Source organism: Streptomyces sioyaensis, assembly GCF_004122735.1.
In the GTDB taxonomy this organism is placed as follows: Bacteria; Actinomycetota; Actinomycetes; order Streptomycetales; family Streptomycetaceae; genus Streptomyces; species Streptomyces sioyaensis.
Window position 1 is genome coordinate 1 of sequence record NZ_SDIF01000184.1, and the last position, 8,816, is coordinate 8,816.

Below are 8,816 nucleotides of genomic sequence, written 5' to 3' on the forward strand. Positions count from 1 at the left end.
ACGGCAAGCCGCGCTACGTCCTGGACATCTCCCCGGTCGACAACACCGTCACGGTCGGGGGGCGGCCGCACCAGCGGGGGCGGATGGCGGTCAAGGCCGTGACGTCGAGGGCTTCGACGGGCCCGACCGTGACGGTGTTGTCGACCGGGGAGATGTCCAGGACGTAGCGCGGCTTGCCGTCGGGGGCCGGGTGGCCGATGCGCAGGCCCTTGCGCTGGCCGATGGTGAAGCCGTACGCGCCCTCGTGCGTGCCGAGGCGGTTGCCGGACTCGTCGACGATGTCGCCGTGGGCCGTGCCGAGCCGCTTGGCGAGAAAGCCCTGGGTGTCGCCGTCGGCGATGAAGCAGATGTCGTGGCTGTCCGGCTTCTTGGCGACGAACAGGCCGCGGCGGGCGGCCTCTTCGCGGATCTCGGCCTTGGTGGTGAGGGTGTCGCCGAGCGGGAACATGGCGTGCGCGAGCTGGCGGTCGTCGAGGACGCCGAGGACGTACGACTGGTCCTTGGCCATGTCGGAGGCGCGGTGGAGCTCGCGGGTGCCGTCCTCGCGGAGGACGACGGTGGCGTAGTGGCCCGTGCACACCGCGTCGAAGCCGAGGGCCAGGGCCTTGTCCAGGAGGGCGGCGAACTTGATCTTCTCGTTGCAGCGCAGGCAGGGGTTCGGGGTGCGCCCGGCCTCGTACTCGGCGATGAAGTCGTCGACGACGTCCTCACGGAAGCGTTCGGCGAGGTCCCAGACGTAGAAGGGGATGCCGATGACGTCGGCGGCGCGGCGGGCGTCGTGCGAGTCCTCGATCGTGCAGCAGCCGCGGGCGCCGGTGCGGAAGGACTTGGGGTTCTCGGAGAGCGCGAGATGCACGCCGGTCACGTCGTGGCCGGCCTCGGCGGCGCGGGCGGCGGCGACGGCGGAGTCGACGCCGCCGGACATGGCGGCGAGTACGCGGAGGCGGCGGGGGGCGTCATCAGTCATAGCCCGTCCAGGGTAGACGGAACCGGTGACCGGGCGGAAAGCGTTGATCAGCGCATGGGGAAAAGTGGCGGGGAGCACGGTGACGGGGGCGGCGGCGAGGGGGCCGCGCCCGGGGTGACGCGACGGCGGGCGCTGTGGATCGGGGGCGGCTCGGTGGTGGCCGCCGGGGCCGCGGCCCTCGCGGCGCGGGACGAGCTGGCGCACTGGTGGTGGCGGCTGCCGGGGAACGACAAGCCGCGGACGGCGGGCGAGGTCGACTTCCGGGGCGCGCAGTGGGTCGCGGCGTCCCCGGAGAACTACCGGCGGGCGGACCGGCCGGCGGATTACGAGATCGACCGGGTGGTCGTCCATGTCGTCCAGGGCAGCTTTGCGACCGCGCTGAAGGTCTTCCAGGATCCGGATCACGAGGCGGGCGCCCATTACGTCGTCCGCAAGGACGGGCACGTGGCCCAGATGATCCGTGAGCTGGATGTGGCGTTCCACGCCGGGAACCGCGGCTACAACGAGCGGAGCGTCGGGATCGAGCACGAGGGGTTCGTGGACCGGCCGGAGTCGTTCACCGCTGCCATGTACGCGTCGTCGGCGCGGCTGACGGCGGGGATCTGCCGCCGCTACGGCTTTCCGGCCGACCGGGAACACATCGTGGGGCATGTGGAGGTGCCGGGGACGGATCACACCGACCCGGGGCGGCACTGGGACTGGGCCCGCTATCTGCGGCTGGTCCGGGCCGAGCTGCGCCGGGGCGCACGGGCGACGGAGCGGCCGCCCCTGCGGAAGGGACAGCCGGGGCCGGGCTGATCCCGCAGGAACACTGCAGGAGCAGTTACGCGACGGCCCTCCGGTCCTTTCGTTCAGGTCACCGGAGAGGTACAGGAATTCGGTTTGCCGGCGGTCGCGCATCGGCCAAGCTGGGGCGATGCCTTGCAGAATCATGTTCGTGCAGCTCAAAACGGGCTACGGCACCGACCGCGGACCCTCGTGGATCGGGTGGGTGGACTTCTCCAAGACCTGGAAGACCGCCTACTTTCACGGGCGGACGCTGCGGCGCGCCACGGGTCTCGGCTTGTCCGACGCAAACTTCTACGACGTCGAAACCGGTGAGGAATTCTGGCTCTCCGGCCCTAAGCGCGACCGGAGCGACACACGGTACGGACCGGAGGGGCCGGCCGTGGAGGATGACGCCGCAGACGCTTACCGAGCGTTTCTCCGGGGGGCGCCACTTCCTGGCCGGGAGGACGGCTAGACGGCCAGGTGCACGAATGAGTTCCTCGGACCCGGACCGGACCAACCCGGCCGCTCCGGCCGACGCACCTGCCCGGCTGGCGGGGCAGAAGTGCCGCAAATACCCTGAAAAGCACGTGGCCGTCAACGGCACCGCCCGCCTGCGCTGACGGGACGGAGGGTGACGAGTGACCAAAGTGCTGGTATCGGGCTTCGAGCGGTACGGCACGACGCCGGTCAACCCCGCGCAAGGCGTCGCCGAAGCGCTCGACGGTACGGAACTCGACGGTGCCACGATCACCGGGCTGGTGGCACCGAGCAGATGGTTCGACTGCATCGACGTCGTCGCCGAGGCCATCAACCGGACCGCTCCACACCTGGTGTTGATGCTGGGCGAGTACGGCGGACGGTCGATGATCACCATCGAGCGCATCGCCCAGAACTTCAATGACTCCGCCCGCTACCGGGTCGCCGACAACAGTGGGCGGCTGTTGGAGGGCGACCTCACCGATCCGGACGGCCCGGTGGCGTACTGGTCGACGCTGCCCCTGCGCGCGATGGTCCTGGCGATGCGAGCGGCCGGCATCCCCGCCGACATCTCCGACGCGCCGGGCACGTTGATGTGCAACCACCTCATGTACGGCGTGCTGCGCCATGTCGCCACCCACGGCCTCGCGACTCGCACCGGATGGCTCCATCTGCCCCACCTCCCCGAGGTTGCCGCCCTGGACATCAACCTCGGGGCACCGAGCATGTCGCTGGCCACGTCGGCCGCCGGGGTCCGTGTCGCCATTTCCGCGGCGCTGGAGCACGCCGACGATGTGCACGACCACGTGCACTCGCGGCTCCAGATCTGAGCTCCCGGGAAGAGGTGGCGGAAGCCGAGCTGCCGCTTCCGGCCCCAGGGCCTTTCCGACCCTGACCCGTCGGGCAAGTCCTGGGGTCTGTCGTTTGGATCAGGCCCTAGCTCAGCCCCGCGCTCCTGGCCCGTTCCACGACCGGGCCGATGGCCGCCGCCAGGGCCGCCACGTCCTCGGCCGTGGAGGTGTGGCCCAGGGAGAACCGCAGGGTGCCGCGGGCGAGCTCTGGGGACATGCCGGTGGCCAGCAGGACATGGCTGGGCTGGGCGACGCCGGCGGTGCAGGCGGAGCCCGTCGAGCAGGCGATGCCCTGGGCGTCCAGGAGGAGCAGCAGGGAGTCGCCCTCGCAGCCGGGGAAGGAGAAGTGGGCGTTGGCGGGAAGCCGGCCGGACGGGTCCGGGTCGCCGCCGAGGACGGCGTCCGGGGCGGCGGCGCGGACCGCCTTGACCAGGTCGTCGCGCAGCGCGCCGATGTCGCGGGCGAAGTCCGCGCGGCGGGTGACGGCGCACTGGGCGGCGGCCGCGAAGGCGGCGATGGCGGGGGTGTCGAGGGTGCCGGAGCGTACCTGCCGCTCCTGGCCGCCGCCGTGCAGCACCGGCACCGGGGCGTACTCACGGCCCAGCAGCAGGGCGCCGATGCCGTACGGGCCGCCGATCTTGTGGCCGGAGACGGTCATCGCGGCGAGCCCGGACGCGCCGAAGTCGACCTCCAGCTGGCCGACCGCCTGCACCGCGTCCGCATGCAGCGGGATCTCGAACTCGGCGGCCACGTCGGCGAGTTCACGGACCGGCTGGACGGTGCCGATCTCGTTGTTGGCCCACATGACCGTGGCGAGCGCGACATCGGCGGGGTTGCGGGCGATGGCCTCGCGCAGCGCGCCGGCCCGCACCCGGCCGTAGGTGTCGACCGGCAGCCATTCGACCCGGGCGCCCTCGTGCTCGGCGAGCCACTCCACGGCGTCGAGGACGGCATGGTGCTCGACGGGGCTGGCGAGGACCCGGGTACGGGACGCGTCGGCGGCCCGGCGTGCCCAGTACAGGCCCTTGACCGCGAGGTTGTCGGCCTCGGTGCCGCCCGCGGTGAAGACGATCTCGCTCGGGCGGGCGCCGAGGGAGGCGGCGAGGGACTCGCGCGCCTCCTCGACGGTACGCCGGGCCCGCCGGCCGTCGGCGTGCAGCGAGGACGCGTTGCCGGTGACGGTCAGCTGGGCGGTCATCGCCTGCACCGCCTCCGGGAGCATCGGGGTGGTGGCGGCGTGGTCGAGGTAAACCATGGTGCCCACGATTCTACGAGCTGGCACGACGGGCTCCGGGGGCGCATCCGCCGCGCGCGGAAGCTTCGCGCGGCGGGACCATGGGTGCGCTCGCCGTGGGCGCGGTGCGGGGTCCGCTCGTCCCGACCGCCGTGCGGGGCCCGCCGCGGGTCCGCCGGTACCCCTCGACATCCTCGACACCCCGGTAAGGAGTCACTAGCCTGACGGTCATGACCGACTGGCTTCTGGACCATACGTTCCGCACCGCGTCGGGCGACGAGGTGCGGTGGGCCGTGCTCGGGGCCGGGCGGGCGCAGGCGCCGGCGGTGGTCCTGCTGCACGGGACGCCGTTCTCGTCGTACGTCTGGCGCGGTGTCGCCCGGGCCCTGGCCGCGCGGCACCGGGTGTTCGTCTGGGACATGCCCGGGTACGGCGCCTCGCAGCAGCGGGCCGGGCAGGATGTGTCGCTCGGCGCCCAGGCGCGCGTCTTCACGGAGCTGCTGGCGCACTGGGACCTGGACGGGGACGGCGACGGGGCCGGACCGGCCGTGGTGGCGCACGACTTCGGCGGCTGTGTGGCCTTGCGGGCGCATCTGCTGCACGGTGCGCGCTACAGCCGGCTGGCGCTCGTCGACCCGGTGGCGCTGGCGCCCTGGGGCTCGCCCGCCTACCGGTTGCTGGGGACGCACCGCGAGGTGTTCGGGCAGCTGCCGCCGGGGCTCCACCGGGCGCTGGTGCGGGAGTACATGTCCTCCGCGAGTCACGCCGGCCTGCCCCCGGCCGTCCTCGACCGGCTGGTCGAGCCCTGGTGCACGGACGAGGGGCAGCCGGCGTTCTACCGCCAGATCGGGCAGAACGACCAGCGGTTCACCGACGAGATCCAGGGGCGGTACGGCGAGATCGCGCTGCCCACGCTGATCTGCTGGGGCGCCCGGGACACCTGGATCCCACCCGCCAAGGGCCGCGAACTGGCGGCCCGCATTCCGGGCTCCCGCCTCCGGCTGATCGAGGGCGCGGGACACCTCGTGCAGGAGGACGCCCCGGCGGAACTGACGGCGACGCTGGGCGAGTTCCTGCGCGAGGTCAGCGGTTCGGGGCGCGCCGCGCCTACGGGGTGAGACGGCACCCGAGGGTGCGGACGGCGGTGACCGCCTCGGCCGCTCCGGGCTCCGCCACCGTGAGCGCGTCGGAGGCGGTGAGCGTCTCCAGGGCGGCGCGCAGGCGCTCCAGACCGGCGCGCGGCGCCCGGCCCGTCCGCTCCATGTCCCGGACGTGGCCGGCGAGTTCCGCCTCCAGGGAGTGCAGGGAGTCCAGGGTGTCCCGGGAGCCCAGGGAGTCCTGGGGGTCCGGGGTGCCCGGCGGGGCGGCGGAGCCGGTGGGCTGGCGGCCGGGCTCCCCGTCCGCGTCCCGCAGTCGCAGTCGCAGCTGATCGCTGAGGGTGCGGACGGCCGCCGTCAGATCGCGCAGCGTCGTGCCGGTGCGGGCGGTCTCCGCGGCGCGCGAGAGCCCCGGGCGGTGCGGGCCGGCCGCCGACGGAGACGGCTTCTCCCGGAGCAGCGCGCGGAGTTCGACGGCCTGGGGGGCGCCGAACTCCTCCAGGACGGCGAGCGCCTCGCGCCAGTGCGCCCGGGCCCCTTGCTTGTGCCCCAGGGCGGTCTGGGCATGGCCCGCTGCGGTCAGGGCGTCGGCCCGCCACCGCTCCCCGCCCGGCACCAGCAGCCGCTCCGCCGCGTCCGCGGCAGCCGTCGCCGCCTCGCCGGGCCGGACCAGGGCGACCATCGCCTCGGCCATCCGGCAGCGGGTGCGCCCCGCCCACAGACGCTGCCGGTCCTCCTCGAACAGGGGCAGGGCCCGGGAGAGTTCACGGAGCGCGTCGGCGGGCCGGCCGGCCGACGACAGCGCCGCGGCGAGGGCGTAGTGGCCGTGCGCGAGCCGCGGGGAGCCGCCGCCGGCGCCGCGGTGGAGGCCGATGCCCCGCTCGGCGAACAGCACCGCCTCGTAGCTGTTGCCGGTCGCCGCCCAGAGCCGGGCCAGCGCGCCGAGGACGAGTGCCTCGCCGAGCTCGTCGCCGCGGCGCCCGCACTGCTCCCATGCCGCGGTGAGATGCCGTTCCGCGGTGTCGTGCCGCCCCTGCTGAAGGGCGGTGATCCCGCGCGCATACGGGGCCCGGAAGCGGGTCAGCGGATCCCCGCAGCGGTCGGCCAGCTCCGCCGCCCGCCGTGCCTCGGCCTCGGCCTCGTCGGCCCTGCCCAGCGCGAGGCAGGCCTCGGCCAGTGCCAGCCGGGCGCGGCCCTCGGCCCGGGCGTCACCCGCCCCCGCCGCCCGTGCCGCCACGGTCCGGGCGGCCGGCTCGAAGGCGGCCGAGAGCCCCCCGCAATCCGCCGTCGTCCCGGCGAGCAGCAGGAGGTCGGCGGCGGTCCGGACGGTCCGCGGGGAGCGGACCACGGCGCGGCGGACGAGGGCGAGCAGCCGCGGCAGCTCCTCGGCCCAGGCGGCCAGGGCCTTGGTGCGGTCCTTCGTCGTGGGCAGGGGGCCGGGGGACGAGACCCGGGCCAGGTCCTGGAGCATCCGCTCACCGGGGTACCGCAGTGCGTACGTCTGCCGGCCCACGGCCAGATACCAGGTCAGCAGCCGCGACAGCGCAGCATCCCGCGGCGCGGACGGCAGCTCGCGCCCGGCGGCCTCGCGGGCCGGGCCCCGCACCTCGTCGGCCAAGCGGTGGCGGTCGGCGGCCGTTTCCCGCAGCGCGCCGGCCGCCACCAGCTCGTCCAGCAGAGCACGGGTCCGCGGGGCCGTCTCGTCCAGCAGCGCGGCCGCGGCGCCGAAGGGGAGGCCGGCGGGCGAGGTGTCCGCGAGGTCCGCCAGCGCGAGCAGCCGGACGGCCCGGCGCGCGGGCGCGGACAGCTGCCCGTCGAGCCGCGGGAGCGCCGGCTCGGGGCGGCGCTGCGACGGCACCACACGGTCCGGCGGGCCGGGCACCGCGCCCCCCAACCGCTCCAGCACCGGGCTGGCCAGGACGGCGAAGGCCCGCGCCGAGGCCTGCAGCCGCAGCTCCCCGTCCTCGTCGCCCATCAGGACCGGGAAGTCGGGCAGCCGCCCCATGTACGGCTCCAGCGACCGGCCGACCGCCTCGACGACCTCCACGGCCGCCTCCGCGCCCAGCCCGCTGAACAGCAACTCCCGTACGCCGGGGCGGAAATCGTAGACGGGCTCGGTGGCCAGGCCCGGTGGCGGTGCGCCCAGGGCGCGGTCCAGGGTGTGTGCGGCGGAGGTGTCCCGGGCCCGGTCGGTGCGCTCCAGGAGGCCGCCGAGCAGGATTTCCGCGACATGGGTGGGGCCGGCGTCGCCCATCGTGGCGGCGCGCACCAGCTGCATCAGCGGGGTCGTCAGCGGGCGGACGGCGGAGAGGCGGACCGCGAGCCGGTAGGCCTCGGGGGAGAACGCGCCGCGGAAGTGCGCCAGCAACTCCTCGGCGCTGCCCTCGGGCCGGTCCGGCCCCCGGTGCCCGGGCAGCTCGTCCAGCAGCACCGTGTCGATCAGATGCGGCACTCCGGGGCGGGTGAGCAGACCGGCCCACTGCTCCAGCGCGGACGCGGTCGGATGCAGTACGGGCAGCGCGAGCACCCCCTCCGCCTCCGGGTCGCGCTCACCGCTGAGCGGGTCGCAGACGAGGAGCCGGCCGAGGCCGCCGAACTCGGCGGGCGCGGCCAGCAGCCGGGGCCGGGCGTCCAGGGCGGTGCCGCGCCACAGCCGCCGGGGCAGCGGGTTCAGGACGGCCAGCGGGCCGCAGCTGCCCCACGCGGTCAGGGCGCGGACGGTCTGCGGGCTGCGCCATCCCGGGCTGGTGCCGTCGGTGAGCAGAAAGGTCACCGACGCGCCCGCGGACCGCCGCCGGTGCACCGGGCCGGCGGGGTTCCGGGGGTCGATCCGCTGGATCCGGACGGAGCGGAAGACCGTGCTCCGGGCGAGCACCGCACGCAGTTCGGCAGCGAGCGGCCCCCATACCTGCATGGCGGCCGAGCAGTCCACCAACAGCACGGCCGACCAGCGCCGTTCCTGCTCCGGGCGGGAGACGACATCGAGGAAGCCGGTCTCGGCGGCGAGCCGGACGGTGGCCTCGACGTCGGTGACGGTGCGGTGCGGGTGGTCACGGGACCTGCGCAGCGGGCGCAGCGCCCGGCCCAGCTGCTGGGCATCGGGCAGTGCCCGCCCGCCGGGGACCCGCGCGGGACGGGCCCGGTCCGCGCCGGGCGCGCCGCCCTCGCTCCCCCAGGCGTACAGCGCGCGCCGGGGCGGCCCGGGAGGCGTCAACGACCCCGTGGATCCGGCAGGTTGGGAGTCACAGGAGGGATCCGGGGAAGTGGAGGAGTCCGCGGACGGCACAGGCGGGAGCGATCCTGACTGTCCGTCAGTGTCCTTGCCACCTCCTCCGGTGGTTGTGCCCTCCGCTCCCCCGGCCTCGGTACGCCGCCGGCCCTCCGCCGCCCCGGCCCCGTTCTCCGATGCGGCATCGTCC

Annotated in this window: 7 protein-coding genes and 1 pseudogene; 5 read left to right on the plus strand and 3 right to left on the minus strand. The window is 74.9% G+C overall.

Features of this window, described 5'->3' with window-relative positions; translation table 11 throughout:
• Positions 1-52: 52 nt before the first annotated feature.
• Positions 53-967 (minus strand): annotated as a pseudogene (gene mnmA / locus EST54_RS31840) (tRNA 2-thiouridine(34) synthase MnmA); the annotation flags it as partial.
• 54 nt (positions 968-1,021) lie between these two features.
• On the opposite strand from mnmA, the gene EST54_RS31845 reads away from it, so the two are divergent.
• The 4 genes from EST54_RS31845 (at position 1,022) to pcp (ending at position 3,045) form a co-directional block, all read left to right on the plus strand.
• A complete protein-coding gene (locus tag EST54_RS31845; RefSeq protein WP_129251171.1) occupies positions 1,022-1,765 on the plus strand; it encodes an N-acetylmuramoyl-L-alanine amidase in 744 nt (247 codons plus the stop codon).
• Between the two features lie 133 nt (positions 1,766-1,898).
• Entirely contained in the window at positions 1,899-2,210 is a 312-nt protein-coding gene (locus tag EST54_RS31850) for a hypothetical protein (protein ID WP_203525390.1), read from the plus strand.
• A 16-nt stretch (positions 2,211-2,226) separates the two neighbouring features.
• Complete coding sequence (locus tag EST54_RS35985) at positions 2,227-2,358, plus strand: hypothetical protein (protein ID WP_275416026.1); 132 nt, start codon at positions 2,227-2,229, stop codon at positions 2,356-2,358.
• A gap of 18 nt (positions 2,359-2,376) precedes the next feature.
• Positions 2,377-3,045 (plus strand): pyroglutamyl-peptidase I, encoded by a 669-nt coding sequence (pcp, locus tag EST54_RS31855; RefSeq protein WP_129251173.1) that lies wholly within the window; start codon positions 2,377-2,379, stop codon positions 3,043-3,045.
• 106 nt (positions 3,046-3,151) lie between these two features.
• Here the strand turns inward: pcp and EST54_RS31860 are convergent, their stop codons facing one another.
• Positions 3,152-4,321, minus strand: a complete 1,170-nt coding sequence (locus EST54_RS31860; protein ID WP_129251176.1) for a cysteine desulfurase family protein — start codon at positions 4,319-4,321, stop codon at positions 3,152-3,154.
• 209 nt (positions 4,322-4,530) lie between these two features.
• Here EST54_RS31860 and EST54_RS31865 point away from each other — a divergent pair, with 209 nt between their 5' ends.
• Positions 4,531-5,418, plus strand: coding sequence for an alpha/beta fold hydrolase (locus EST54_RS31865; protein WP_129251174.1), 888 nt, complete (start codon positions 4,531-4,533; stop codon positions 5,416-5,418).
• Here the strand turns inward: EST54_RS31865 and EST54_RS31870 are convergent.
• Positions 5,408-8,816: SAV_2336 N-terminal domain-related protein (locus EST54_RS31870; protein ID WP_275543285.1), on the minus strand; the 3,409-nt coding region annotated here is incomplete at its 5' end. The two genes, EST54_RS31865 and EST54_RS31870, sit on opposite strands and share 11 nt — an antisense overlap.

Bases quoted from the DNA above. Each gene is read 5' to 3' on its own strand.
- EST54_RS31860 (WP_129251176.1), bottom strand. From the start codon at position 4,321: ATGGTTTACCTCGACCACGCCGCCACCACCCCGATGCTCCCGGAGGCG.
- EST54_RS31850 (WP_203525390.1), top strand. From the start codon at position 1,899: ATGTTCGTGCAGCTCAAAACGGGCTACGGCACCGACCGCGGACCCTCG.
- EST54_RS31845 (WP_129251171.1), top strand. From the start codon at position 1,022: ATGGGGAAAAGTGGCGGGGAGCACGGTGACGGGGGCGGCGGCGAGGGG.
- EST54_RS31865 (WP_129251174.1), top strand. From the start codon at position 4,531: ATGACCGACTGGCTTCTGGACCATACGTTCCGCACCGCGTCGGGCGAC.
- EST54_RS35985 (WP_275416026.1), top strand. From the start codon at position 2,227: ATGAGTTCCTCGGACCCGGACCGGACCAACCCGGCCGCTCCGGCCGAC.